Source organism: Paraburkholderia sp. (assembly GCF_035948235.1).
GTDB lineage: Bacteria > Pseudomonadota > Gammaproteobacteria > Burkholderiales > Burkholderiaceae > Paraburkholderia.
The window spans coordinates 1-26,356 of sequence record NZ_DASZJJ010000063.1; the positions used below are offsets into that span (position 1 = coordinate 1).

At 65.5% G+C, this 26,356-nt stretch carries 24 protein-coding genes; 8 read left to right on the forward strand and 16 right to left on the reverse strand.

All coding sequences use genetic code 11. From position 1 onward, the window contains the following. Positions 1 to 153: 153 nt before the first annotated feature. Complete coding sequence (locus VG320_RS04035; RefSeq protein WP_327198860.1) at positions 154 to 1,155, forward strand: fatty acid desaturase; 1,002 nt, start codon at positions 154 to 156, stop codon at positions 1,153 to 1,155. A 73-nt stretch (positions 1,156 to 1,228) separates the two neighbouring features. Here VG320_RS04035 and VG320_RS04040 read toward each other — a convergent pair whose 3' ends face one another. Both VG320_RS04040 and VG320_RS04045 read right to left on the reverse strand, forming a co-directional pair. After that, positions 1,229 to 1,414, reverse strand: coding sequence for a hypothetical protein (locus VG320_RS04040; RefSeq protein WP_167064332.1), 186 nt, complete (start codon positions 1,412 to 1,414; stop codon positions 1,229 to 1,231). Between the two features lie 199 nt (positions 1,415 to 1,613). Continuing rightward, positions 1,614 to 2,855 (reverse strand): MFS transporter, encoded by a 1,242-nt coding sequence (locus tag VG320_RS04045; protein WP_327198861.1) that lies wholly within the window; start codon positions 2,853 to 2,855, stop codon positions 1,614 to 1,616. Between the two features lie 70 nt (positions 2,856 to 2,925). Here VG320_RS04045 and VG320_RS04050 point away from each other — a divergent pair, with 70 nt between their 5' ends. The 3 genes from VG320_RS04050 (at position 2,926) to VG320_RS04060 (ending at position 5,016) form a co-directional block, all read left to right on the forward strand. Continuing rightward, positions 2,926 to 3,213 carry a hypothetical protein gene (locus VG320_RS04050; protein ID WP_327198862.1) on the forward strand — a complete coding sequence of 96 codons (288 nt, stop codon included), beginning with the start codon at positions 2,926 to 2,928 and terminating at the stop codon, positions 3,211 to 3,213. A gap of 323 nt (positions 3,214 to 3,536) precedes the next feature. Next, the gene (locus tag VG320_RS04055; protein ID WP_027815839.1) at positions 3,537 to 3,749 is read left to right on the forward strand and encodes a hypothetical protein; all 213 of its coding nucleotides are present in this window, start codon (positions 3,537 to 3,539) and stop codon (positions 3,747 to 3,749) included. Positions 3,750 to 3,966: 217 nt separating this feature from the next. Continuing rightward, positions 3,967 to 5,016, forward strand: a complete 1,050-nt coding sequence (locus tag VG320_RS04060; protein ID WP_327198863.1) for a serine/threonine protein kinase — start codon at positions 3,967 to 3,969, stop codon at positions 5,014 to 5,016. Between the two features lie 28 nt (positions 5,017 to 5,044). Here the strand turns inward: VG320_RS04060 and VG320_RS04065 are convergent, their stop codons facing one another. Beyond that, positions 5,045 to 6,970 (reverse strand): DUF3857 and transglutaminase domain-containing protein, encoded by a 1,926-nt coding sequence (locus VG320_RS04065; RefSeq protein ID WP_327198864.1) that lies wholly within the window; start codon positions 6,968 to 6,970, stop codon positions 5,045 to 5,047. A 296-nt stretch (positions 6,971 to 7,266) separates the two neighbouring features. On the opposite strand from VG320_RS04065, the gene VG320_RS04070 reads away from it, so the two are divergent. The 4 genes from VG320_RS04070 (at position 7,267) to VG320_RS04085 (ending at position 11,406) form a co-directional block, all read left to right on the forward strand. Continuing rightward, positions 7,267 to 7,971: a PepSY-associated TM helix domain-containing protein gene (locus tag VG320_RS04070; protein ID WP_414695964.1), complete on the forward strand. Its 705-nt coding sequence runs from the start codon at positions 7,267 to 7,269 to the stop codon at positions 7,969 to 7,971. Between the two features lie 310 nt (positions 7,972 to 8,281). Continuing rightward, a complete protein-coding gene (locus tag VG320_RS04075) occupies positions 8,282 to 9,682 on the forward strand; it encodes an L-lactate MFS transporter (RefSeq protein WP_327198865.1) in 1,401 nt (466 codons plus the stop codon). A gap of 13 nt (positions 9,683 to 9,695) precedes the next feature. Further along, complete coding sequence (locus VG320_RS04080) at positions 9,696 to 9,833, forward strand: MFS transporter small subunit (protein ID WP_327198866.1); 138 nt, start codon at positions 9,696 to 9,698, stop codon at positions 9,831 to 9,833. A 211-nt stretch (positions 9,834 to 10,044) separates the two neighbouring features. Next, positions 10,045 to 11,406, forward strand: a complete 1,362-nt coding sequence (locus VG320_RS04085) for a DUF308 domain-containing protein (RefSeq protein ID WP_327198867.1) — start codon at positions 10,045 to 10,047, stop codon at positions 11,404 to 11,406. Positions 11,407 to 11,454: 48 nt separating this feature from the next. Here the strand turns inward: VG320_RS04085 and VG320_RS04090 are convergent, their stop codons facing one another. The 13 genes from VG320_RS04090 to VG320_RS04150 form a co-directional block, all read right to left on the reverse strand. After that, positions 11,455 to 12,477, reverse strand: coding sequence for an XdhC family protein (locus VG320_RS04090; protein ID WP_327198868.1), 1,023 nt, complete (start codon positions 12,475 to 12,477; stop codon positions 11,455 to 11,457). Further along, on the reverse strand, positions 12,450 to 13,049 hold the full coding sequence (locus VG320_RS04095; RefSeq protein ID WP_327198869.1) for a carbon monoxide dehydrogenase subunit G: 600 nt from the start codon (positions 13,047 to 13,049) through the stop codon (positions 12,450 to 12,452). Before VG320_RS04095 ends, VG320_RS04090 begins: the two co-directional genes overlap by 28 nt. Continuing rightward, the gene (locus tag VG320_RS04100; protein WP_327198870.1) at positions 13,040 to 14,314 is read right to left on the reverse strand and encodes a VWA domain-containing protein; all 1,275 of its coding nucleotides are present in this window, start codon (positions 14,312 to 14,314) and stop codon (positions 13,040 to 13,042) included. Before VG320_RS04100 ends, VG320_RS04095 begins: the two co-directional genes overlap by 10 nt. Before the next feature lie 5 nt (positions 14,315 to 14,319). Next, positions 14,320 to 15,207 (reverse strand): MoxR family ATPase, encoded by an 888-nt coding sequence (locus tag VG320_RS04105; protein ID WP_327198871.1) that lies wholly within the window; start codon positions 15,205 to 15,207, stop codon positions 14,320 to 14,322. Between the two features lie 102 nt (positions 15,208 to 15,309). After that, positions 15,310 to 16,110, reverse strand: coding sequence for a xanthine dehydrogenase family protein subunit M (locus tag VG320_RS04110; RefSeq protein WP_327198872.1), 801 nt, complete (start codon positions 16,108 to 16,110; stop codon positions 15,310 to 15,312). A gap of 13 nt (positions 16,111 to 16,123) precedes the next feature. Next, a complete protein-coding gene (locus tag VG320_RS04115; RefSeq protein ID WP_327198873.1) occupies positions 16,124 to 18,520 on the reverse strand; it encodes a xanthine dehydrogenase family protein molybdopterin-binding subunit in 2,397 nt (798 codons plus the stop codon). 12 nt (positions 18,521 to 18,532) lie between these two features. Then, a complete protein-coding gene (locus VG320_RS04120) occupies positions 18,533 to 19,045 on the reverse strand; it encodes a (2Fe-2S)-binding protein (protein WP_327198874.1) in 513 nt (170 codons plus the stop codon). Positions 19,046 to 19,403: 358 nt separating this feature from the next. Next, positions 19,404 to 20,807 (reverse strand): amino acid permease, encoded by a 1,404-nt coding sequence (locus VG320_RS04125; protein WP_327198875.1) that lies wholly within the window; start codon positions 20,805 to 20,807, stop codon positions 19,404 to 19,406. A gap of 318 nt (positions 20,808 to 21,125) precedes the next feature. Beyond that, the gene (rqpR, locus tag VG320_RS04130) at positions 21,126 to 21,782 is read right to left on the reverse strand and encodes a response regulator transcription factor RqpR (RefSeq protein ID WP_327198876.1); all 657 of its coding nucleotides are present in this window, start codon (positions 21,780 to 21,782) and stop codon (positions 21,126 to 21,128) included. Beyond that, complete coding sequence (locus VG320_RS04135; RefSeq protein WP_327198877.1) at positions 21,779 to 22,777, reverse strand: sensor histidine kinase; 999 nt, start codon at positions 22,775 to 22,777, stop codon at positions 21,779 to 21,781. The genes rqpR and VG320_RS04135 overlap by 4 nt, the downstream gene beginning before the upstream one ends. A 434-nt stretch (positions 22,778 to 23,211) precedes the next feature. Continuing rightward, positions 23,212 to 23,982 carry a ferredoxin--NADP reductase gene (locus VG320_RS04140; protein WP_321841020.1) on the reverse strand — a complete coding sequence of 257 codons (771 nt, stop codon included), beginning with the start codon at positions 23,980 to 23,982 and terminating at the stop codon, positions 23,212 to 23,214. Between the two features lie 583 nt (positions 23,983 to 24,565). Further along, on the reverse strand, positions 24,566 to 25,219 hold the full coding sequence (locus VG320_RS04145) for a LysE family translocator (protein ID WP_327198878.1): 654 nt from the start codon (positions 25,217 to 25,219) through the stop codon (positions 24,566 to 24,568). Between the two features lie 144 nt (positions 25,220 to 25,363). Next, positions 25,364 to 26,152, reverse strand: coding sequence for an endonuclease/exonuclease/phosphatase family protein (locus VG320_RS04150; protein ID WP_414695965.1), 789 nt, complete (start codon positions 26,150 to 26,152; stop codon positions 25,364 to 25,366). Between the last annotated feature and the right edge of the window lie 204 nt (positions 26,153 to 26,356).

A 26,356-nucleotide genomic window follows, 5' to 3' on the forward strand; every position in this document is an offset into this window, starting at 1 on the left:
CCGCCTCGCCGTGTGCGAGGCGGTTTTTTTTCGTCGATGCGATTTGCACTTTGCTGCAGCCTTCGCGCTGCGTAATGCGGCGCAAGATGCGCGCCTTCTCGCTGTCACGCGGCGCTGCTATTTTCGCGGCAGTCTTTACCGCGAGGTATGCCCATGGAGTCCACGAGCGCCGTTCGTCCCGGGTCCGATGCGAGGTCTGCTGCAAAAACCGCCGTGCGCCGCGAGCCCGACGTGCGCGCGAATCTCGTGCTCACTGGCGTGGCCGGGCTGGCGCTCGCGTATCAACTTTTTGGCTTGCCTTTGCTGCTGCGCGCAACCGATGGTGCCTCGTTCGCGCTGCTGGTTTCGCTGCTGCCCGTCGTGCTCATCACGCCGATTCACTGGGGTTTGATCCACGAAGGCATTCACGGGCAGTTGTTGCGCTCGCGCCGCGCCAATGAAACCGTCGCGCGGCTGCTGGCGATTGCGCTTGCGATGCCGTTCGACGCAGTACGTTTCGGACACCTGATGCATCACCGCTTCACGCGCGAGGCGTTCGATCGACCCGATGTCGACGACGCGCGCGCTCCGCGCTGGCTGCGCCGTATCGGCTGGTATGCGCGTCTGCTGGGTGGTTTGTATGTGGCGGAACTGCTTGCGCCGCTGCTCGCTTTTATGCCGCTGCGCCTCGCGCAAGCCGTGATCGAGCGCGGTGTGGACGCGCATGGTGCCGAAGGCCAGCAGGTGCAGCGGCTTTTCTCGAAGCATGTGCAAGACCCCGCGAACCGCCGCCACGCGCGGCGCGACTGGCTCTGCTCGATCGTGCTGTATGCGTTCGCGTTCGCGCTTTATGGCAAGGCGTGGCCGGTGCTGCTGCTGGCGATGTATCTGCGTGGCCTCTGGCTGTCGCTGGCGGATAACCTGCCGCATTACGGTGTCGCGATGGACGAGCCGGGGCGTGCGCGCGACTTTCGCGTGTCGCACGGTCTGGGGTTGCTGCTGATGAATCACCATCTGCATCGGCAGCATCATCTGCATCCGACCTTGCCGTGGGTAGCGCTGCCCGCGCTCGTGGAAACGGCGGACGGCGCAACGCCGCCGCCCAGGCGCGAAGCCTATTGGCGAGCCGCTTTGCGACAATTTCGGGGATTGCAGCCGGGCGTGGGCGTGCGTTGAATGCAGCGGTAGGCGCGCGCCCTTGCGGGCGCGTTGTGACATGACTTGCGACGAAGCCGGAAAGGCCCGGGCGTTACATCAGCGCAGGCAAGGTCTCCACGAGCGCAACGGCCGCGAGCGCCCCAATGATGGCCCCGACGATGCGTAGCGAGTTATGTCTGAATTCGGTTGCACAGGGCACGGCGCCGAGAAAGAGTGCGCCAGCGAGGGCCATCGGGATGATCATCACGAAGTCGCCGATCGTGAAATAACCTGACATGCTCGTCTCCTTGTATTTGGGGGCCGACGAGACTGCTTTTGCCGCTATCGCGTCACGCGCGGCGCTGCGGCTTCGGCCTTCAATCGAGTATAGGTGAGGCTTTCACACATGGCGGCGCGTATGTTTGTGTCTCTGTGCGCCGCCGCCTCACCTCCAGGTTACGAACACCTTTCGATGGCAATGCCGCTTAGGCACACGCTTACGCCGCGCCAGCCCGCTCGCGCGAGCGCAGCATGCGCGCGCCAAGCAGCCCCAGCACGAGCAGCACCGTCACCAGACCGGCCACGCCGCCCCAGCCCCAGGCGGCCCAGAAATGCCCGCCGACCGAGCCCATGATGCTCGAACCCAGGTAATAGCTCAGCAAATAGAGTGCCGCGGCCTGGCCCTTCGCTTCGCGCGCCAGACGCCCGACCCAGCCACTCGCCACCGAATGGCCTGCGAAGAAGCCGATGGTGAGGCACGCGATACCCGCCGCGATCGCGCCAAGCGGCGCGAACATCGTCAGCACTACGCCCACGAGCATCAGCGTGAGGCTGCCGAGCAGCACGCGCCCGCGCCCGAAGGTATCGGCCATGCGCCCCGACCACGGCGAGGCCACCACGCCGGTCAGGTACACCAGAAAGATTGCGCCGATGGCCGCCTGGCTCATGCTGTACGGCGGCGCGATCAGCCGGTAGCCGATGTAGTTGTAGAGCGTCACGAAGCTGCCCATCAGCACGAAGCCGAGCGAAAACAGCACGGGCAGACCCGGGCGCGCGAGATGGCGCAGCAGCGCAGCGCGATGATGCGCGAAGCCCAGACCGCTCCTGGGCACGAAATGGCGCGAGGGCGGCAGGAGCGCGCGAAACGCGAGCATCGACGCCAGCCCAAGCACGCCGATCACCGCGACGGCCACGCGCCAGCCGAACAGATCGGTGCAGATGCCGGTGATGACGCGCCCGGCCATGCCGCCGATGGCGGTGCCGCCCACATACAGGCCCATCGACAGGCCGAGGCCGTCGGGGTGCATCTCTTCGGCGAGCCACGCCATCGCGACGGCCGGCACGCCGCCCAGCGCGATGCCTTCGAGCGTGCGCAGCACGAGCAGCGTGTGCCAGTGGGGCACGAACGCGACCGCGAGCGTAAGCAGCGAGGACGCCGTGAGCGAGGCGGTCATCATCGTGCGGCGGCTCCAGCCTTCGGAGACGAAACCCGCCACGAAGATCGCGCAGGCCAGCGCCGCCGTGCTGAAGGACAGCGAGAGACTGCTTTGCGCGGGACTGACACCGAAGGTCTGCGAGAACGCGGGCAATAGCGGCTGCACGCAATACAGCAGCGAAAATGTGGCATAGCCCGCAAACAGCAGCGCCAGACTTGCGCGCCAGAAGGGGCGCGTACCGCGCTCGATATAGGGAATGGCCGAAGGGGCGGCCTTGCTGCCCGCGCCCGGTGATGCACTCACGACAGGTACTCCTTACTGAAATTGCAAAGGCGCAACGATACGCCTGTTGTGCGATCCTTGCCGTCCCTGAATGCACACGATACGCCGTGCAGGGCGCGGCTTTCTCATCCGCATGGTTGTGTGCGCAACGGAACATGTCGATATCGGGGGCGAAAATGTCATTCGACATCGCGCGCCGCGCCCGGCGATGGTCACGGAAATGTCGCTGGAATGGGTTATGGTCTGCCCTTTCGCGATGACTCGTCAGCATGCTGAACTTCAGGAAGCCGGTTCACCATCTGGTACAGTCAGCCTTTTGTCGAGGCGCGCCGAAGCGGTGCTGCGTGCGGTCATGGCTGCACGCACGTTGGCTTCGTGAGAAAGTAGTGACGGAGATGAAAGCGCAAAGGCCGTGTAATGCGAGCTGTTGCGCGTGGATCGTCCCCCCTATTTTTTTACTTTGCGCGAACGGCCAAAAAGGCAACAATGCGTAAACCGGTTTAGCACGCGCGTGCGCTTACGCGGGTATCGGCGAACAGAGGCAACCGCAAGGACCCCTTTACCAAGCCGATGCAATGAGCGCGCGAACGAGCGGCCGGCGCAGGTTGAATGTGCGCGCAACCTCGTGTGCGCGCAGGTTTTTGTCAGCACACTGACCGGTGTTTCTTGCGAAGAAGCCGGCATTGGGAACGGGGAAACATCATGCAAATCGGTTCTATTGTCCGCACAGTTCATATCGCCGTGCCTCATGGCGCGCGCGGCATCGTGATGCGTATTCTCGGCGACATGGCCATGGTTACCTGGTACATCGGCGAGCCCGGCGCGTCGCGACAGCTCAATACCGAGCCCTTTTTTCTGGAAGATTTGATCGATACGGGCGAGCAGGTCATGCCCGCCGGCGCGAAAGTTCACTGATCGTCATCCGTAGGCACTGAGCGGCCACTCACGTCGCTCCGACCCCGGCGCGCATCCATCGCGCCGCTCCATCCCCGCAGCGCACAGCGGCGCGGCGTGTGCGATCCGCACGCCGCGTTCGGCCACATCCAGGCCGACCCAGCCGCGTCGAGCCGCATCCAGCAAGGCCTCGCGCGCGCAACTCGCCGCCGCCGCCCGCAAGATGCACAATGCGGGGATGAACGATCACACCTCCTCTTCTTCCGGTACGTCTGACGAATCGGGCCATTCGCCCGACGCGTCAGCGCCCTATGCGCGCCTGACACCCGAGTGCGTGCTCGATGCCGTCGACGGCGTGCTGATGCCCACAGGCAAGCGCACCGACGGACGCATGCTCGCGCTCAACAGCTACGAAAACCGCGTCTATCAGGTTGGCGTGGAGGACGAAGCGCCGCTCGTCGCCAAGTTCTATCGGCCCGAGCGCTGGAGCGACGAAGCGATTCTCGAAGAGCACGCCTTCGTGGCCGATCTGGCGGCGCGCGAAATCCCCGCCGTGCCCGCGCTGGTGCTGGAAGGCCGCTCGCTGCACGAGCACGAGGGTTTTCGTTTCGCGTTGTTCGAGCGGCGCGGCGGCCGCGCGCCCGATCTCGACCGCAGCGAGACGCTTGAGTGGCTGGGCCGCTTTATCGGCCGCATTCATGCGGTGGGCGCCGCGCAACCGTATCGCGCGCGTCCTTCGATCGACATTCAAAGCTATGGCTACGAGCCGCGCGCGTATCTGCTCGAACACGACTTCGTGCCCGCCAATGTGCGCGACGCGTGGCAGACCGCCGTGGGCCTCGCGCTGCAAGGCGTGGAAGCGGCCTTCGAGCGCGCGGGCGATGTGCGCCAGTTGCGTCTGCACGGCGACTGCCACCCAAGCAACGTGCTCTGGACCGACGCGGGCCCGCATTTCGTCGACTTCGACGACAGCCGCATGGGCCCAGCGATTCAGGATCTATGGCTACTGTTGCCGGGCGATCGCGCCGACGCCTCGCGCGCGCTCGCGGATCTGCTGGCCGGTTATGAGGACTTCTGCGAATTCGATCAGCGCGAACTGCATCTGATCGAAGCGCTGCGCACGCTGCGTCTGATCCATTACTCCGCGTGGCTCGCGCGGCGCTGGCACGACCCGGCGTTCCCCGCTGCGTTTCCGTGGTTCAACACGCAGCGGTACTGGGAAGAGCGCATTCTCGAACTGCGCGAGCAGATTGGCGCGATGCAGGAAGGGCCGCTCTGGCCGGTTTGAATCGGCAGTCTCGCCGCCTTGCTGCCGATTACTGATCGCGCACGCCTTGCGCGCTCACGCCCGAAGCCGTCTTGGCCTCAGGCTTGACGATCAGTTGCGCGCGCAGGTCGCGCGCCATGGTCTCGAACGCGGGCCGCATCTGCGCGAAATCGGCGGCGCTGCACACGTCGCTCGGAAAATGCGTGCGGCCCGTGCGCGTCACGCGGAGCACGTTCGCGCCAGCATCCATCACATAGTCCGACTGAAAGTCGATAAACGCGTTGCCCGCGTGCTGGGGCGCGGGCATGTCGAGCACGCGCAGGCCGGGCGGCAGCGCAATGCGCGCTCGCTCGGTCACTTCCATGTTGCGGCACACGAAGGGCTGCGTGCGGCGCGGCTCGCCCAGCCAGTAGCGCAGGCTCGCGTCCAGGCCCCCCACGAGGCTCGTGAGCGTTGGCACAGGCGTAGTCATCTCCGGATCGACGAAGCCGTCCAGCGTGCCCGTGAGCGTCACCACGAGCGGCCCCGCAGTGGCGTCGAGCGGGCTGGAAGCGAGCGTGGCCGAGCCGCGCAGATTCGCATTGCGCAACTCCCATTGCATCGATTCCTCGCGCTGCGCGGGCGTTTGCAGGCGTAGCACGCTGCGAGTCTGTTCGGCGGCCCACCCGGCGGATTCGAGCCGATAGACGAAGCGCGCCGATCCATCGGGCGCGACCGTGATGTCGAGATCGCTGTCGCGCGTCGTGTTGGCGGTGGCGGGTGTGCGCAGCAGCGTGCCGTCGCCCGCGAGCACGGTTTCGCGATTCATGTCGGTCGAGGGCAGAAAGCCGAATTCGACGTTATTCGCCGTGGAATCCGCGAACATCTGCAGATCGGGCAGCCAGGTAATGACGTGATTGATCACGCCGAAGCCGGGCACCGCGGGCAGCGTGTAGACCGTGCCGCTATTCAGGAGCGCGGGCACGTTGCGCACGCTCACGGCGTCGAGCAGCGCGCCGTAGAGCGCGACGTGGTCCTTGCAGTCGCCATAGCGGTTCGCGAGCACGTCGGTGACGCGATGCGGCACGATCTCGCCGCGCCCCACGTTGATCGCCACATAGCGGATATTGCGGCGCACCCAGTCGTAGAGCGTCTGCGCTTTCGCGCGCGACGTGGCGTCGTGCGCGGTGAGCGATTGCGCGAGCTGGACCACGGCGGCGTCGTGTGCGCTCGCGTCGATGGAAGCATCGCGATAGACCTTCGCGAACGCACTGTAATCGGGAAACGTGGAGACCATCAGCCGGTCTCCGTAACTTACATAGGAAACCGAACCATATTCGAGGCGATTGAAGTTCGTCTTGTCGTAGCGATATTCGTAGCGCGTGCGGCCGTTCGCCTCCACGGGTTTAAGCGCCGTGAAGCCGCGCGCGTCGGCGTGTAGCGCCACGCTCGCAGGCAGATCGTAGATCACGCGGAAGTTGTGCGTGGGCGCCATGTCGGGCGGCGTGAAGTCGCTGAACCAGCCGGGCACGAGCGGCACGCGCTGGGTCTTGCGCCAGGTGAGATGCACGCGTGCGCCGGGTTCGACGGCGGGGAATACGATCACCTTGTCCTGCACGTCCTGGAACATCGGCGCGTCGAACGAGCGCACTTCCTGTACGTCGCGGATCTGCTCCGGCCGCACGTCGTGGCGCCCGCCCTGGGCGTCCTCGGTCCACGCTTCGAGGATATCGACATGCGCCATCTCGCGGTTGAACCACACGTAGTACTGACCCGCGCGCGCAATGCCGGCTTCGGTGTTCACGCGCAGCGTGAGCTTGTCGAGCTTGGTGTAGGAGCCGTCCGCGTTGACGGTGAAGGTCTGCGTTTCCGCTTCGTTCGTATAAGGCGCCTGGCCGGCGGTCGATAGCGAGGAAACCGGTTCGCCGCTGGCATGAGCGCCGAAGCCGATAGCCGTGCCGAAGAGGGCAATGCAAAGAACGAGGACGTGGCGCATGGCGGCGTTCCGTTGGCGGCGCGGCGGTTATTGGAGACGGCGAAAGAGGAGGTCTGGCGCAACCCTCCTACTTAAAAGTCACGTTATTCGCTTGTCAAGCGCGTCTTCCGCACAGGCGTGCGGAACGCCTCACGGCAAGCGAGTATGGCCATTCGGGCAGTCACGCCTCATCGGATTCTGACAGTCGCCTTTCTGCTATGTAATAATAACCATTCTCAATTGTAAGCTGGGCGCATGCTCTTTATGACGCCCGCCGTATCTGGAGTCATGCCTTGAACGCCCGCCTTGACGAGCCCCTGTTCGAATCCCCAAGCGCCGTTGCAGACCTCGGCAATCGTGTGGGTCAGCCGCTCGATGCCGCCGATCTCGCCGCGCGCCTAAAGCGCTCGCGCCGTGCCAGCTTCATCAAGTGGCTGCGCAAGGTGCATGGCTGGGTGGGCTTGTGGGGCGCGGTGCTGGGCTTGCTGTTCGGCGTAACTGGTTTCCTGCTCAACCATCGCGCCGGGCCGATGAAAATTTCCTCGGGCGAGGCGCAGGTCAAGGAGATGCAGGTCGCGCTGCCGGCCGATCATCCTGAAACGCCCCAGGCGCTCGCACACTGGCTGCAGCGCACGCTCGCATTCGACGGCAAGCCCGGCAGGATTCGGCGCGAGAAGGCGCATCCGGTGGCGTGGGGCGATCGCAGCGTGGTGCAGCCCGAATCGTGGCAATTCGCGCTGATGGGGCCGCGCGAGAGCGTCGCGGTCGAATACTGGGTGGGCAATAACACGGTGTCGGTGAAGCGTACGCAGAGCGCTTTTTTTGCCACGCTCAACAATCTTCACCGCGGCGTGGGCATGGGCATCGGCTGGGTGTTGCTGATGGACACCATCGCGGGCAGTCTCATTCTGCTGTCGCTGACTGGCGTGCTGCTGTGGACCGAACTCAACCGTAAAAAGACCGTGGGCGTGGTGCTGGTGGTCGGATCGGTCGCGGCGGCATTTGCCATCGGCCTGCTTTAACGCATTTTTCTCGCAGCAATCTCCTCCTGGCAGGGCGTTCTCTTCGCTCTCCTGCATGCCTGTATGAGGCCGCCGACGATGCGGTGCAGCACGCTCAAACCGTCGCGCCGGCCTCATATGCATCGCTATCTCATATTGCCAAGTGCCCGGTTGTCGCACTAACGTTCGGGCGTGCCGGATTTCCGGCACGTAAGTGCTTCGTGCAGCAGCGCGCCCCCTTTCGTGCGAAACGGCCAACCTGGCCGGTCTCCATAACAAACCGCGCGCCTGCACGTGATGACGAACATACGCTTCCCAGGGAGACCGACCAATGAGCAGCGTTGCGGATTCGACGCGCGGAGTAGCCGCGCCCTTCTTCTCCAAGGAGGCCACCATTGCGCCTCCTGGCTTTTCACGCTGGATGGTGCCGCCCGCCGCGCTCGCGGTGCATCTGTGCATCGGCCAGGCTTATGCCTTCTCGGTGTTCAACTCGCCGCTCACGAAAGTGATCGGCATCACGCAGTCGTCGGCTGACGACTGGACGCTCACGTCGCTCGGCTGGATTTTCTCGCTGGCGATCGTGTTTCTGGGCCTTTCGGCAGCGTTCGGCGGCAAGTGGCTCGAACGCGTCGGCCCGCGCCGCACCATGTTCACGGCAGCTTGCTGCTTTGGCGGCGGCTTTCTCGTCTCCGCGCTCGGCGTCTATCTGCATCAGATTGCGCTGCTGTATCTGGGCTATGGCGTGATCGGCGGCATCGGGCTGGGCCTGGGCTATGTCTCGCCGGTTTCGACGCTGATCCGCTGGTTCCCGGACCGTCGCGGTCTGGCCGCGGGTCTGGCGATCATGGGCTTTGGCGGCGGCGCGATGATCGCGGCACCGCTGTCCGTGATGCTGATGAAGCACTTCGCCAGCGACACCAGCGTGGGCGTGGCACAGACCTTCGTGGTGCTGGGCGTGGCGTACTTCATCTCGATGACGATTGGCTCGATCGCGATTCGAGTGCCCGCGAAGGACTGGAAGCCCGCAGGCTGGACGCCGCCCGCGACGACGGGCAAGCTGGTTTCGCGCTCGCACGTGCATATCGACCAGGCGCTCAAGACGCCGCAGTTCTACCTGATCTGGCTGGTGCTGTTCCTCAACGTCACGGCGGGTATCGGCATTCTCGGCCAGGCCTCGGTGATGATCCAGGAGAGCTTCAAGAACACCGTCACCGCAGGCGCGGCGGCGGGTTTCGTCGGCCTGCTTTCGCTCTTCAACATGGGCGGGCGTTTCGTGTGGGCGTCGGCGTCCGACTGGGTCGGTCGCAAGAACACCTACTTCATCTTCTTCGTGTTTGGCGCGGTGCTTTACTACGCGGTGCCGCAGTTCGCGCAGAGCGGCAACATCGTGCTGTTCGTGCTGGCCTACTGCCTGATCCTGTCGATGTATGGCGGCGGCTTTTCGACCGTGCCCGCGTATCTCGCGGACATGTTCGGCACGGCTTTCGTCGGCGGCATTCATGGCCGTCTGCTGACCGCTTGGGCGGCGGCGGGCGTCGCGGGCCCGGTGCTGGTGAACTACGTGCGCGCCTATCAGGTCGCGCACGGCGTGGCCAAGGCCGATGCCTACACGATGACCGTCCACATCATGGCTTCGCTGCTGGTGGTGGGTTTCATCTGCAACCTTCTGGTGCGCCGCGTGCATGAGAAGCATCACATGAGCGACGCGCAACTCGCGGCCGCTGGCAAATAAGGAGCGCACGATCATGACTAACGCAAGCAACGCGGCCGCGCCGAAGCAGTCGAACAAGGCGCTGATGGCGGTTTTCTGGCTCTACGTGGTGGTGCCGCTCGTGTGGGGCGTGACGAACACGCTCGCGCAGGCCATGAAGCTGTTTGGCTGATGCGGTAAAAACAGCGCTGAAGCAGGCGCTATAAAGCGCGCCGATGCCTACCGCGCGCATTCGACGGGCCGCTGGCGTAAAAGCCGCGGCCCGTTTTTCATGGGCGCGCTTGTACATGTTTGTACATCTTCACGGCGACACAGCGCCGCCCCGGCGTAGCATCGAACCCGGCATCAAACCCTGACGACACGCCAACCGACGGAGCGCGGCGATGGTGCGGCTCATGATGATCCTGCTGGGCGTCGATTACCTGCGTGCGCGCTGGCGCGGCGTGCTGCTCGCGGGCGCGTTGAGCGCGCTGATCGGCGCGGCGCTTTTCATCGATGCGCTGGACGGCGTGCTGTATTTCCACATCGCGCCGTTCGCGTGGCTGCTGCTGATCGAGGGCCTGGGCACGCTTGCCGTCGCCTGGACCGGCATGGGCGGCCAGCGCACGCTGCGCTACGCAAAGGGGCTGGCGTTCTGCCTGTCCGCCGCGCTCGTGCTGTCGGGCTTCCGGCAGGGGGCGTTCATCCTGTCGATGGTGTTCGCCACGCTTTTTCTCGCCGATGGCCTGTTGCAGATCGCCTCCGCGTGGGTCGTGCGCTACCGCACCTGGAAGTTCGCGGTGGCGGGCGGCGTGCTCGAAATCGCTATCGCCGTGTTTCTCTATCAGCCGTATCCGACGCACTACAAAGGCACCGTGCCGTATTGCCTGGGCCTCGTGCTGATCTTCGCGGGCTGGAATCTGCTGCTGCTCGCGCTGCGCGCGCGGCGTCTGGGCGTGAATCCGGCGGCGGCGCAAAGCGGCACGGCGGCGCTTGCGGCCAGTGCGGCGGGCGTGACCGGCAGCATCGGCGCGAAGCTCGCGCAGACCGTGTTCGACGGGCCGCCCGAGGATCACGAAAGCGCGCTCACGGTGCATGTCTGGACGCCGGTGGGCACCTCGAAAAGCGAGGCGCGGCGCCAGCCGCTGATCGACCGCTATATCGCGGCGGTGGATCGCAACGGCGTGATTTCGACGGGACACGCGGCGCTGGAATCGCCCGAGGCGGTTTATATCAGCCTCTATCCGGCCGTGGAGATCGACCGCTCGCCGGAAGATTTTTCGCGCCTTTTGCGCGCTACGCAGGAGAACGACGTGCCAGGCCTGTTCCAGCCCGACTACGCAACCGAGTCGAAGGCGTGGTGTCCGTCTACGCGCCAGGTGCGCATCCGCAACTACGATCCGCAACGCCTCGCGCGCTTCTGGCAGCACTATCGCGCCGATACGACCTACAACCTCACGCACCGCAACTGTTCGAGCACGGTCTCGCACGCGCTGGAGGCGGCCCTGGAAGGCGCGACGCCGCGCGTGTGGGGTGGCGGGTGGCTCGCGTTCGCGCGCATGCTGGCAACGCCGGAATTGTGGGTGGCGGCGCAGTTGCGCAAGCGTGGCCAGACGATGGCGTGGACGCCGGGGCTCACGCTCGATTACGCGCGCGCCCTGAGCATGCTGGCGGACCCGCGCCCTTCGGGCTGGACGCGCGCGTGGCGGCTGGCGCGCACGCGCTTCGCGCGGTTTTTCAGAGCGCGCCGCACGCGTCAGCTTTGAGGCATCGACGCTTCAAAAGTCACTTGAAAAGTCGCTTCAAACGCCACTTCAAACGTCACAGCTAGAGCCGACGCTCGCGGCCTGCTCGCGCGCGGCCTTCGCGCCTTCGACCTTGAGGATGGTCGGCAGCGACACGCCGTTCTTCGCCGCCGTGACTTCCGCGAGAATCGACACGGCGATCTCCGGCGGCGTGCGGCTGCCGATGTAGATGCCCACCGGCCCATGCAGGCGCGCCAGTTCCGCATCGCTCAGATCGAATTCCTTGAGCCGCTCGCGCCGCGCCTGATTGTTGCGCCGGGAACCGAGCGCGCCCACGTAAAACGCGCGCGTCTTGAGCGCTTCCATCAGCGCGAGATCGTCGAGCTTGGGGTCGTGCGTGAGCGCGATGACGGCGCAGCGCTCGTCGAGCTTCATGTCGAGCACGGTGTCGTCCGGCATGGTGCGCACGAGCGCGGTGCCGGGCACGTCCCAGGTATCGGTGTATTCCTCGCGCGGATCGCACACCGTCACCTGGTAATCGAGCCCCACCGCGATCTGGCAGAGATAACGCGAAAGCTGCCCCGCGCCGATCACCAGCATGCGATAACGCGGGCCGTGGATTGTGAGCAGACGCTCGCCGTCGAAGTCCACGCCGTCGGTGGCGCTGGCGGGGCCGAGCGTGGTGCGGCCAGTGGCGACGTCGAGCGTGCGCGCGACCAGCTGGCCGCGCTCGACCGTCTCCAGCAGCGTGCGGATGCCGGAGGCTTCAGCGAGCGGCTCCAGCACGAGCTGGATCGTGCCGCCACAGGGCAGGCCAAAGCGATGCGCCTCTTCCGCCGTGATGCCGTACTTCACAGCCTCGGGCTTGACGATGTGGATGCCTTCGCGGCGCACGCGGTCGATCAGATCGTCTTCGATACAGCCGCCCGACACCGAGCCCACCACGAGGCCATCGTCGCGCACGACGAGCATCGCCCCTTCCGGACGCGGCGACGAGCCCCACGTCTTCACCACCGTCACCAGCAGGGCGCGGTGGCCTTCCTCGAGCCAGCGTACGCTGGATTTCAGGACTTCGAGATCCACGCTGTCCATGATCGTTTCCTCTTTTGCGGTTCTTCGCCGCCGTCGGCATTGCTGCCTTCGGCGGCTTGTGTGTCTGATTGTGTGTCTGTTTCGTTCTGCGGCGCTTCGGCCTGCGCTGCGCCGCTATCGTCTTGCGTGCCCGCGCCAAGCTGCTCGCCGAAGCGTTTGAAGAATTCGGCGGCGATCTTGCGCGCCGCGCCGTCCACGAGCCGCGAGCCAATCTGCGCGAGCTTGCCGCCCACCTGGGCGCTGGCGGTGTAACTGAGCGTGGTCTCGTTTTCGCCCGCTGGTTCGAGCGTCACGCGTGCGTCGCCCTTGCCGAATCCCGCCGCGCCGCCCTGGCCCTCGAACTGGATCGTGTAGCTGCGCGGCGCGTCGATATCGGCGAGCTGCATGCGGCCCTTGAAACGCGCCTTCACGGGACCGACGGCGGCGGTCAGCGCGACAGCATAAGTGTTTTCGCCGTCGGCTTCGATGCTCTCGCAGCCTGGAATACACACCTTAAGGATCGCCGTATCGTTGAGCGCTGCCCATGCGCGCTCCTGCGGCACCGGCAGCGTATGGCTTTCGGTTAGCTCCATCGTATCGCTCCTTGCGTTGTCGGGTCGCTCGCGGCTGCAGCAAAGCCCGCTCGCGAAGGCGCGCGTTCCGGAGGCGCTTCCCGAAGCGCGCGCCCGAATGCTTCGAGGCTTTCCAGGTTGTGAACGGGGTAATGGGCGTCGACGTGCGGCAACATCGCCTGCACGCCGCGCGCCTTGGGCGTGAAGCCGCCATAGCGCAGCAGCGGATTGAGCCACACCACGCGATGCGCGAAGCGATGCAGGCGCGCCATTTCGCAGGCGAGCGCACCGCCTGGATCGTGGTCGAGGCCGTCGGTGACGAGCAGCACCGTGGCGCGGCCGCCAAGCACGCGGCGCGCCCAGCGCCGGTTGAACTGCGCCAGCGTTTCGCCGATGCGCGTGCCGCCCGACCAGTCCGCCACCTGCATCGAAAGCTGCGCGAGCGCGACGTCCGGATCGCGCTCGCGCAGCGCGCGCGTGGCGTGCGTGAGGCGCGTGCCGAACAGGAACACCTGCAGGCGCTCGCGCGACTGCAGCAGCGCGTGGCAGAAGTAGAGCACCGCGCGCGAATAACTGCTCATCGACCCGGAGATGTCGAGCAGCAGCACGAGCGGCAATTTGCGCTCGACGTGCGCCCGATACTTCCAGACGGCCCATTCGCCGCCCGCGCGCACGGCCTGGCGCGCGCTAGCGCGCAGGTCCGCGTGATTGCCGTGAGAGGCGGCTTTCAGGCGGCGCGTGCGCTCGGTCGCGAGCGGCAGGCGGCGCGCGCGGATCAGGTGACGCAGCGTGCGCCATTCGTCGGCGGACAGTGTGTCGAAATCTCGCTGACGCAGGCGTTCTTCGGCGCTGAAAGTCGCGTGCGCGCGCAACGAGTGCTCCTCGCTGCTGGCGGGTGGCTTCGCGCCCGTGCGCGTGGCGGGACGCGCCGCGAGCGCGTCGGCGAGGCGGTTATTGCGGCGCGGCGGCGGCAGGCCGCCTTGCACCTTCGGCAGCAGCAGCGCGCGCAGCTTGTTTTCCCAGTCCGGATCGCGCCAGAACAGCGCGAACGCCGCGTCGAACAGTTCGCGCTCGTCAGGGGCGGCGGTGAGCACGGCGGCCAGTGCCGCGTGTACGTCGTCGCGGCGGCCCAGATCGATATGGCCCAGCGCTTCGAGCGCATCGACGGCGCGTGCGCTTGCCATCGGCAGGCCCGCGCCGCGCAGCACGCGCACGAAATGCACGACGTTGCGTGCGAGCATGGGCGGCGGCGGGTTTTCGTCGGCGTGAGCTGACTGGGTGGGCATCGGCTTCATTGCGCAAGTGCGAGCGTGCCGGCGATCCGCTGCGCGTCGAGTTGCGCGAGATCGTCCTGATACTTAAGCAGCACGCCCAGCGTGTCCTGCACCGACTGCGGATCGAGTTCCGTGACCGCGAGCGCTGAAAGCGCACGGCACCAGTCGATGGTTTCGGCAATGCCTGGCGCCTTGAAGAGATCCATCGTGCGCAGCTGATGCACGAACGCCACGGCGCGGCGCTGCAATTCGCGGCTGGTCTGCGGCGCGCGCGCGGCGACGATCGCCAGTTCACGCTCGCGCTCCGGATAGCCGAGCCACTGATACAGGCAGCGCCGCTTGAGCGCGTCGTGCACTTCGCGCGTGCGGTTGGAGGTGACGATCACGAGCGGCGGCACGCGCGCGCAAACCGTGCCGTATTCGGGAATCGATACCTGGAAGTCCGAAAGAAGTTCGAGCAGGAAGGCTTCGAAGGGTTCGTCGGCGCGGTCGATTTCGTCGATCAGCAATACACGGCGTGCGTCGGGCTGATTCGGGTCGGCTTCAAGCGCCTGTAGCAGCGGGCGCTTGAGCAGGAATTCATCGCGATAGAGCGTGTCGCTGCGCGGCTTTTCGCCTGCGGCTTCCGCGAGACGCAGCGCCATGATCTGGCGCGGATAGTCCCATTCGTAGAGCGCACTGGCCGTATCGAGTCCTTCGTAGCATTGCAGCCGCAGCAGCGTCGTGCCGCACAGCGCGGCGGCCGCTTTCGCAAGCTCGGTCTTGCCCACGCCCGGTTCGCCTTCGAGAAAGAGCGGGCGCTCCATCTTCAGCGCAAGAAAGAGGGCGGTGGCCAGTTCGCGGCTCGCGAAATAGCGGTGCGCTTCGAGTTGCGCGAGCGTGTCGTCGATGGTGGCGGGGAGCATGGCGGGCCTGTTCTGTGCAAACGTCGCGTGGCAATACCGCTGCCCACGCCGCGCCTGAGATCGCATCGATCCGGCGAGCGCGGGCAGCGTGAGCGCGCGTCCCTAGCCGAGCGCCTTCGCCACCGCCCGCGCGGCCAGCACGGGGATCAGATGCGCGCGATAGTCGGCGCTCGCATGCAGGTCGGTGTTGAGGTCGTCGGGTGCGATCTTGACCGCACGAGCGGCGGCGGGCGTGAAGTCCGCTTTCAACGCGTCCTCCAGCGCCGTCGCGCGGAACACCGAGGACGCCGCACCCGTCACCGCCACCCGCACCGATCCATCCGCAAACCGCGCAACGAACACGCCCGTCAACGCAACATGCGAAGCCGGATTGCGAAACTTTTCGTACGCCGAACGTTCTGGCACGGGGAACTCGACGGCCACGATCAGCTCGTCGGGTTCGAGCGCCGTTTCGTACATGCCCAGAAAGAAGTTGTCGGCGGCGATGCGGCGGCGGTCCGTCACGACCGTCGCGTTCAGGCCCAGCACGGCGGCGGGATAGTCAGCGGCGGGGTCGTCGTTGGCGAGCGAGCCACCCAGCGTGCCGAGCGCGCGCACCTGGCGGTCGCCAATATGCGCCGCAAGCTGCGCGAGGCCCGGCAAGGTGGCGATGATCTGCGCGTTCGCGGCCACGTCGGCATGGCAGACCGCCGCGCCCACTTTCACCACGTTGCCGCTCACCTCGATCGTCTTGAGCCCGGGAATGCGCGTGACGTCCACGAGCGTGGACGGCTGCGCGAGCCGCAACTTCATCGCCGCGAGCAGGCTTTGGCCGCCCGCGAGATATTTCGCTTCGGCGTCGGCGGCGAGCGTTTTCACGGCGCCTTGCGCGTCGTTGGCGCGCTGGTAGTCGAATGAATACATGGTGCGCCTCCGCTCAAGGTTGATTTGAAGACTGCGCGGCCTGCATTGCCTGCCAGACGCGATGCGGCGTAGCCGGCATCTGCATGTCTTTCACGCCAAGCGGCGCCAGTGCATCCAGGATCGCGTTGATGACGGCAGGCGGCGAGCCGATTGCGCCCGCCTCGCCGCAGCCCTTCACACCGAGCGGATTGTGCGTGCAAGGCGTGCCTTTCGCGGTTTCGACCGTAAACGAAGGCACATCGGACGCATGCGGCATCGCGTAGTCCATGTACGAGCCGGAGAGCAACTGGCCGCTCTCGTTGTCGTAGACGCAGCGCTCCAGCATCGCCTGTCCGATGCCCTGGCCGAGCCCGCCATGCACCTGACCTTCGACGATCATCGGATTGATGACGTTGCCGAAGTCGTCCACGGCGGTGAAGCGTTCGATGCGCGTGACGCCCGTATCGGGATCGATTTCGACTTCGCAGATGTACGCGCCCGACGGATAGGTGAAATTGGTCGGATCGTAGAAGGCGCTTTCGTCCAGACCGGGTTCGAGCGTCTCCAGCGGATAGTTGTGCGGCACATAGGCCGCAAGCGAGATTTCCGCGAAGGCTTTGGTGCGGTCGGTGCCCGCCACGCGGAACACGCCGTTCGCGAACTCGATATCCTCAACGCTCGCTTCCAGCATATGCGCGGCGATCTTCTTCGCTTTGGCCTCGATCTTGTCGAGCGCCTTCATGATGGCCGAGCCGCCCACCGCAATCGAGCGCGACCCATACGTGCCCATGCCGAACGGAATGCGCGCAGTGTCGCCGTGCACGATTTCGATCTGCTCGATTGGCACGCCCAGGCGCTCGGATACCACTTGTGCGAAGGTCGTTTCGTGTCCCTGGCCGTGGCTGTGCGAGCCGGTGAAGACGGTCACGGAACCGGTCGGATTCACGCGGATTTCGCCCGCTTCAAAGAGGCCCGCGCGTGCGCCTAGTGCACCCGCGATATTCGATGGGGCGAGACCGCACGCTTCGATGTAGCACGAGTAGCCCAGGCCCCGCAGCATGCCGCGCGCTTTCGATTCGTCGCGCCGCGCGGCGAAGCCTTTGACATCGGCAAGTTCTAGCGAGCGTGCAAGGCACGCTTCGTAATCGCCGGTGTCGTAGGTGAGGCCCACGGGCGTGGCGTACGGGAAGGTGGTGATGAAGTTGCGCCGCCGCAGTTCGGCGGGATCGATGTTCAGTTCGCGCGCGGCGGTTTCCACGAGGCGCTCGACCACGTAGGTCGCTTCGGGCCGTCCCGCGCCGCGATACGCGTCGACAGGTACGGTGTTCGTGAACACGGCCTTCACCTCTGCGTAGATCGCGGGCGTGGTGTACTGGCCTGCGAGCAGCGTCGCGTAGAGAATGGTCGGCACGCTCGACGCGAAGGTCGAAAGATACGCGCCCATGTTCGCGGTGGTGTGCACGCGCATGGCGAGGAATTTGCCATCCTTGTCTAGCGCGAGTTCGGCCTTCGTTACGTGATCGCGGCCATGCGCGTCGGAAATAAAGGATTCCGAACGTTCTGCCGTCCACTTGATCGGACGGCGAATCTTCTTCGAAGCCCACGTTAGCGCCACGTCTTCGGCATAAAGAAAGATCTTCGAGCCGAAGCCGCCGCCTACGTCGGGCGCGACGATGCGCAGTTTCGTCTCCGGCAGCGCCAGCACGAACGCGGCCATGAGCAGGCGCTCGACGTGCGGGTTCTGGTTCGCCACATAGACGGTGTAGCTGTCGTCGTGCTGGGTGTAGCTAGCGTTGACTGCGCGCGGTTCGATCGCGTTTGGCACCAGCCGGTTATTGACGATATCGAGCGTGGTGACGTGCGCGGCCTGCGCGAAGGCGGCATCGGTGGCGGCCTTGTCGCCGTGGCCCCAGGTGTAGCAGGTGTTGTTCGGCACGCTGTCGTGCACGAGCGGCTGGCCGTTGTCGGCGGCGTGGGCCGTGTCGATCGAGGCGGGCAGTTCCTCATAATCGACTTCGATGAGTTCGGCGGCGTCCTTCGCTTCCTTGAGCGATTCGGCGATCACCAGTGCGACCTGGTCGCCCACGTGCAGCGCTTTCTCGTGCGCGATCACGGGATGCGGCGGCTCGTGCATGGGCGTGCCGTCGATGCTGTGGATCAGCCAGCCGCAGGGCAGGCCACCCACGTTCTCCGCCGCGAGATCCGCGCCGGTGAACACGGCCACGACGCCGGGTGCGGCCTGCGCGGCCTGGGTGTCGATGCGCTTGATGCGGGCGTGCGCGTGCGGCGAGCGCACGAACACGGCCCAGGTCTGCGCGGGCAGCACGACGTCGTCGGTGTACTGGCCTGCGCCGGTGAGAAAACGGTAGTCTTCCTTGCGCTTGATCGAGGCGCCGATCATGTGGGGCGTCGGGGAGTCGGGTGCGTTCATGGCCGTCTCCCTTTACGCCGCACCGGCGGGTTGGGCCGCCGCCGTCTGCATGCCTTCCGCCCCTGCGAGCACGGCCTTCACGATGTTGTGATAGCCCGTACAGCGACACAGATTGCCGTCGAGATTGGCGCGCACGTCGGCTTCGGTGAGGCCCGGTTTGTCGTTGGCCAGCGCCACGGCGCTCATCACCATGCCGGGCGTACAGAAGCCGCACTGCAGGCCGTGACACTCGCGAAACGCCGCCTGCATCGGATGAAGCTTGCCGTTGCTGGATTCCCCACCGCTGCTCAGGCCTTCAATCGTCGTGACGTCCATGCCTTCGCACTGCACGGCGAGCGTGTTGCACGACTTGACCGCGCGTCCATTCAGATGAACGGTGCAGGCGCCGCACTGGGCCGTGTCGCAGCCGACGTGCGTGCCGGTGAGGCGTCGCTGCTCGCGCAGGAACTGGACTAGAAGCGTGTGGGGTTCGATCTGGGCGGTCACGGGCTTGCCGTTGACCGTCAGGCTGAGACTGATCGCCATTGATGTCTCCTGTGTCGACGGGACTTGGCGCTTCGGCGCTTAGTCCCGTCCCATGCCGTTTTCGGCAGTCGGCCGGAGTTAGTGCTTCAGCGCTTACTCCGGCCCCACGCCCGTAGGGCGTCGCCTGACATAGCGCTGCGCTTTCCCCGGTTGTGGGGTATCGATGCGTTGCTGTTCAGTAATGCCTGGAATGTCTGGAGCTTTTTTGCGTACTGCGGGGGATATTGCGATAAGCCCGATCAGTAAAGCACAAATCGCCGATTGGCGCTGCGCGGGCTTTTACCCGTCTTTTCGAATAGAAAACGGCCCGCGCGGAGAACCGGGCGGGCCGTTGCAGTGCAGCGAAAACCAGCGTGTTTTACTCGTGCGGCTGGTGCGCCAGACGCGCATGACGGCGCGAGTAAAGGAAGTAAATCGCCAGTCCAATCACGAGCCAGACCACGAACGCCACCCACGTGAGCCACGCGAGGTTGAGCATCAGGAACAGGCACGACGCCACGGCGAGAACCGGCACCACGGGCACGCCCGGGCAGCGGAACGCGCGCGGCAGATCCGGGTGCGTCTTGCGCAGCACGAGCACGGCGATCGACACCATCGAGAACGCTGCGAGCGTGCCGATGTTGATCAGCTCGGCCAGCACATTGAGCGGCACCAGCGCGCCGATCAGGCCGAAGAAGATGCCCACGAGCCAGGTCGTGAAGAACGGCGTGGCAAAGCGCGGATGCACCTTCGAAAGCTTCGCGGGCAGCAGGCCGTCACGCGACATCGCGAAGATGATGCGGGTCTGGCCGTAGCTCATCACCAGAATCACGGTGAGCATGCCCAGCACGGCGCCCAGATCGATGAAGCCCGCGACCCACTTCTCGCCCGCCACCTGCAGCGCGTACGAAACCGGGTGGCCGATATTGGCGAACTGCTGCCACGGCACGATGCCCGTCACGACCGCCGCGACCGACACGTACAGCACCGCGCACACGGCCAGCGAGGCGATGATGCCGACCGGCAGATCGCGCTTGGGGTTCTTCACTTCTTCGGCGGCGGACGACACCGCATCGAAGCCGATGAAGGCGAAGAACATCACCGCCGCCGCGCCAAACACGCCGTTCCAGCCGTGCGGCATGAACGGATGCCAGTTCGCGGGCGTGACGTGGAACGCGCCTACGGCGATCACCAGCAGCACGACCGTGACCTTGATCGCGACCATGATGTTGTTGATGCGGGTCGATTCGCGCACGCCGATCGACAGCAGCGCGGTGATTCCCATCATCACCAGGAAGGCGGGCAGATTGAAGAGCGTGTGCACGCCTGGCAGTGCGCCGGGCGCCGCCGTGAGCGCGGCGGGCAGCGAAATGCCAAAGCCCGACAGCAGCGACTGCAGATAGCCCGACCAGCCTACCGATACCGCGGAGCTGGCAAGGCCGTATTCAAGCATCAGATCCCAGCCGATGATCCACGCGATCAGCTCGCCGAGCGTGGCGTACGAGTAGGTGTAGATCGAGCCGGCGACGGGGATGGTCGAGGCGAATTCAGCATACGAAAGCGCGGCGAAGCAGCAGGCCACGGCGGCGATCAGGAACGAGACCATGAGCGCCGGGCCGGCCTGCACGGCGCCCGTACCGGTCAGCACGAAAATGCCGGTGCCGATAATCGCGCCGATGCCGAGAAAGGTAAGGTCCAATGCGCCGAGCGCCTTCTTCAGACCAGCGCCCTTGGCGCTCGCCTGCAGCATGTGTTCGACGTTCTTTTTGCGAAAAAGGGACATTTGGCGGGGAACTCCAGGTGTAACGCGCGGGCGGGCGAGTAAAAAACATCGCGCCTCGCGTGCCGTATGTCGGGGAAACCCATAATTTTAGCCGATCGCAGCTTTCAGACCGATTGATTCGGGCCGCAAAGCGCCGGTATACGGCCAGATACGGTCAGATTGCCGTCAGTTTGCGCGGGCAATTCCGCCGCAAAGCGGTTTTCACGCGCGCGTTCCTTTTCCGCGTGTCTCGCAATCGGTGGAATTCATTTCCACATCAAGCGTTTATCGCGAAAAGGCCGCCTGAGTGAGGTCGCAGGCGCAGCCGCAGCGGCAAGTTCAGACTGTCGGCGCGGGGGAGAGGTCGATGAGCTGGTTGCTCATGACGTAGAAGGTCAGCTCGGCGTTATTGGCGAGCTTCATCTTTTCGAGCAGGCGCGTGCGATACACGCTGACCGTCTTGACCGACAGCGACAGCGTATGGGCGATATCGGTCAGACGTTTGCCCGAGGCCAGCATGCACAGCGTCTGATATTCGCGGTCGGAGAGCTTTTCGTGCGGCAGTTGCTCGCCGTCGATCAGCACGTAATCGGCGAGCGCTTCGGCCATTGCCGGGCTCACGTACTTGCGCCCGCTGGCGACCTGCTGGATCGCCGCGGTCATTTGCGCTGCGTCCACCGTCTTTGAGAGATAGCCCGATGCGCCGGCCTTGAGCGCGCGCACGGCGTACTGATCCTCGCGATACATCGAAAACATCAGCACCGGCACGCGCGGCGCTTTCTTCTTGGCGCGCTTGAGCACTTCGATGCCGCTCATGTCGGGCAGCGAAATATCGAGCAGCACCACGTCACAGGCGTGTCTGGCGACGGCGGTGAGCGCTTCCGCGCCGGTTTGCGCTTCGATCACTTCGCTGGCGATGCCGCGGTCGAGCAGCAGTTGGCGCACACCCTGGCGCACCACGGCATGATCGTCGACGAGCAGGATGCGCAGGGTCATGAGTGAATGCCTTTCACGAGATTCGGTGCGAGGTCGGCGGGCGTGCGCGAGAGCAGCGTTTCCCAGGAGAAGCGCGCTTCGACAGTCGTGCCTGCGCCGGCAGTTGCGCCTGCAACGCACGGATTCGCCGCTGCGCGCAGCGAACCGCCAAAGGCCGCGCAGCGCTCGCGCATGCCGGCGATGCCGTAGGCGCCGCGTCGGTTCGCGCCTTCGTCGGCAGACGCCTGGGCGATTTCATCGCGTTGGCCGCTTTGTTTTTTGGCGCGGCGCGCCGCTTCGCGCGACAGGCCCACGCCATCGTCGATCACGCTGAGCACCAGTTCGTGCGCGGTGCAGGTCAGGCGCACTTCGACGCGCGACGCCTGGGCGTGGCGCGCGACGTTAGTGAGCGCTTCCTGCGCGACGCGGAACACGGCGAGACCGGCCTCGGCGGGCAGGCGTTCGAGACGCGCGCGGTCGTCGGCGGTGAAGCCCGTGACGCCCGCATCAAGCGCGCCGCTGGACGCGCGCGCGGTGAAGGTGGCGGCCAGGCCCGTGCGTGCGCCAAAGCCGCGCGTCCAGTTGGCCAGCGCGGTTGCCAGGCCTTCGTCGAGTTCGGGTGCATGCAGGCCGTCGAGCACGTGGCGCACGGCTTCGGCGGCGGCGTCGAGCGAGCGCGTCACCAGTTCGAGCGCCTGGGCGCACTGCGGCGAAGTATCGGCGGGCAGCCACGTTTGGACGTTGGCCAGCGCGAAGCGCGTGGCGGCGAGTTCGGCGCCGACGCTGTCATGCAGCTCGCGGGCGAGACGGCGGCGCGCGGCTTCGTCGGCGTGTACCCGTGCCGCGCCTGCTGCGACGATCTGCCGCTGCACGCGCGCGATGGCGTCGAGTGCCGCACGCGCGCCTTCGGCGTCGGCAAGGAAGGAATGGCCGCCGGCCGCATGTGCGGCGCGCGTGCCGGGCACGTCCGCGCGAGGCGGGCGCGCGTCGAACGCAGCGAAAGTCGACGTATCCATCAATCCCCCGTGAATTCCATTAAGGAACCGGTACCTTGCTGATCTTCTGCGTACGCCGCGAACCACGCGAGAGGCACGGCGCAGCGTAACGAAATTTACATACGGTAACAACCTGGCGCTGATACGACCAGGTGCACCGGCTTGGCCTGTGCTGCGCCGCGATAATATCCCAAAAAAAGAAAACATTCAGTCAGGACAAGGCTTAGCGGCACAACCTTGAGAGCCTGCATGAGGTCGGCTCTTCGCATTCTTGTAGGAAAAAATCTGACACGGAACTTACGCTAATTCCGCGAAGAATGTAACCGCTGCGCATCATTTCACGCGCGATTGTGGCGTGCAAGCCGCGAAAAAAAACCGGAGCGCATGGCTCCGGTTTTTGAATCGGCATTTGCCGAAAACTGCCTGTAAGGCGGTGGTCTGACGTAATTGTCAAATCAGCCCACGAAAGCCTTTTCGATCACGTAATGACCCGGCTCGTTGTTGCTGCCTTCCTTGAGGCCGGCCTTTTCGAGCAGCTCGACCGTGTCGCGCAGCATGTGCGTGCTGCCGCACAGCATGATGCGGTCGCGCTCGGGCGTGAACCCCGGCAGGTCGAGGTCGGCGAACAGCTTGCCGGTGTCGATCAGTTCGGTGATACGGCCGCGGTTGTCGAACACTTCGCGCGTGACGGTCGGGTAGTAAACCAGCTTTTCGCGCACGATCTCGCCGAGGTATTCGTGTTCGCGCAGCTCTTCGGTGATGAATTCCTTGTACGCGAGTTCATCGACGAAACGGCAGGTGTGCGTGAGGACGATCTTGTCGAAGCGGTCGTAAATGTCCGGGTCCTTGATGATCGACATGAACGGGGCGAGGCCCGTGCCCGTCGACAGCATCCACAGAACCTTGCCGGGCAGCAGGTTGTCGGCGACCAGCGTGCCGACCGGCTTCTTGCCGATCAGAACCTTGTCGCCAACCTTCAGGTGCTGCAGACGCGACGTGAGCGGGCCGTCCGGCACCTTGATGCTGAGGAATTCGAGATGCTCTTCGTAGTTGGCGCTCGCGAGCGAGTACGCGCGCATCAGCGGCTTGCCGTCCACTTCGAGGCCGACCATGGTGAACTGGCCGTTGTCAAAACGCAGGGCCTGGTCGCGCGTGCACGTGAAGCTGAATAGCGTGTCGGTCCAGTGGTGGACGCTCAGAACGGTTTCTTCGGTGAATTTGCTCATGGTTCCTGAAGGTGCAAACAAGGTCCGCCAAACGGGGCGTTCCTTCCGGCCGCACATGCAAGGCATGACGGACGCGGTCTTGACGATGCGCGGCGCGCGCGGCTTGAGCCCGCAAAATGCCGCGATATGCCGCAGTGCGCCTTGCCGCTGTGTGTCCGCTGGTACCCAATGGTCGCCGGCCAGCCGCGTGTGGCGTACGAGGCGCAATCCGCCATTTTACCGCGAGCGCGCCTCGTGGGCGCCGCCGCGTCGAAAAGGGAAGAGGGCCACGCCTTTGGCTGGGCGTCTTGCTGGCACCCGCACGCGGGGCGTGACGGGGATCGCTGGCGTCGGCTGGGAGGCGGCGCCGTGACAGGGCGCGCTGGCCGCAAACGGCATGCGCTTGTAACCGGACCGATACGGATCGATACCCGGATTGCGGCGCATACCCGCGATTTGTTGCGATTGTTCGCCCCAGATGATACCGGAACGTCTGTCAGACCGCAGCATAGACCCTGCTGGCGAGGCAGCTACGCGGGCTGCGCAGCGGGGCTTGCGCGGCGTTTTACCGCGATTTTTGCTGCTTCAACAACGCCTCGTGCGCTCAGCGATCGGCGGCGAGCTTGGCCGCGAGACCGATCAGCGCCGTGCCGCAGAACGCGTCGATGGGGCGGCGCAGGCGGTTGTAGCCGCGCTGCGTGCGGTGATCGGCGAACAGCAGCGCGAGGCTTGCGTGCCAGCCGAACGACATCGACGCTACCAGCGCGAGCGCTGCGCCGTAGAACCACGTCGGCGGGTGCGCGGGAAACACGGCCGCGAACACGCTGGTCCAGAACACGCACGATTTGGGGTTGGTCAGGCAGGTGAGAAAGCCCGCGCGCCAGGTGCGCAGCCAGGTGCGGCGATTGGGCGGCGGCAGCGGCGCGAGCGGTGCAGCGGGCGTCGTATCCGTTGCGGCGACCGGCTTGCGCATGCCGGCGCGCAACAGCTTGAGGCCGAACCACAGCAGATACAGCGCGCCCGCGACGCGCACGCCCTGATAAAGCCAGTCGATCTTCTGCAGCACGGCGGCGAAGCCGAGCATGGCGAGCGCGGCCCACAGCGTCGAGCCCGCACCGACCCCGAACGCCGACGCTATCCCCAACCCGCGCCGCCCCGCGAGCGAAAGCTGCGTGACCATGAAGAAGTTCGGCCCCGGGCTGATGAGCGCGAACAGATAGACGACGGCGATCTGGAGCAGCGTGGCGAGAGAGTGCATGGCGGCGGGCGGCAATAGAAAAGCGCGCCGACCACGGCGCGCGACGCGACATGGTAGCGCGGCGGCCGCGATTACATCGTTGTCCTGCCGGTGTTTTCGGCGCGGCGTTGCACGCACGCGTCAGCACACGAATACATCAGCGCGTCATTCGATGCGCAATCGCGCCATATAAGGCAGATGATCCGAAAGCCACGCCGTTTCCTGCGCGGGCTGGATCAGCTCGATCGGCTTGATGCCGCGCACGAACATCTTGTCGAGCGCGAGCGCCGGCGAGAACGCCGGAAACGTGCGCGCCGGCTCGCCGAGCAGCGTCGCCACTTCCTGCATGCCGTGCTCGGCGAACAGGGGCACCGAATCGTTGCGCCAGTCGTTGAAGTCGCCTGCGAGTACGAGCGGGCCGTCGGGCGCCTCCTTGGCGATCCAGTGCGCGATCCATGTCATTTGCCGCATACGCGCGCTGCGCGTGAGCGCGAGGTGCGCGCACAGCAGCGTGACCGACTGGCCCGCGACGCTTGCGCGCGCAACCAGCAGGCCCCGCCGTTCGAAGCGGTGGGCAGAGATGTCCCAGCGTCCGCCCAGATCGAGCGGGTGCGGCGAAAGGATCGCATTGCCATGCCGCCACGAGGGCTTGAACACATTCGGTCCAAGCGCGATCTGCAGATCCAGCGCATGGGCGATCTCGCTTGCCTGGCACTGCCAGACATCTTCGAGCGGATCGCCCAGCGGCGCGCCGAACGCGGAGGACAGCAAAGGCTGCGGCAGACGTCGCGCCATCGCTTCCTGGAGAAACCAGGCATCGGCGTGGGTCGATTGCACCCAGCGGCGCATCGCATCCCAGGCCTGAAAGCCGAGCGGCGAGCGGCCCTTGTGCAGATTCCAGCTCACCGCGACGAAGTCCCGGTTGTCCCGCTTTTGTGCCGGATCGACGTCCATCAAGGGTTGTTCGAAATTTCGCATGCTGGTTACGACGGGTTCTTACGACGGTTTCGAGTGGACATGTGTGCGCGTTTGAGCCGGTATTTCAAGGTTGCGCCGACGGCGGTGCGAGGCTGGCACGCACGCGATAGACGATGGTCGGGTCCTTGTCCACGATGGTCCAGTTCACCCACTGGCCCGCCGGCACGCTCAAGCCCGGAT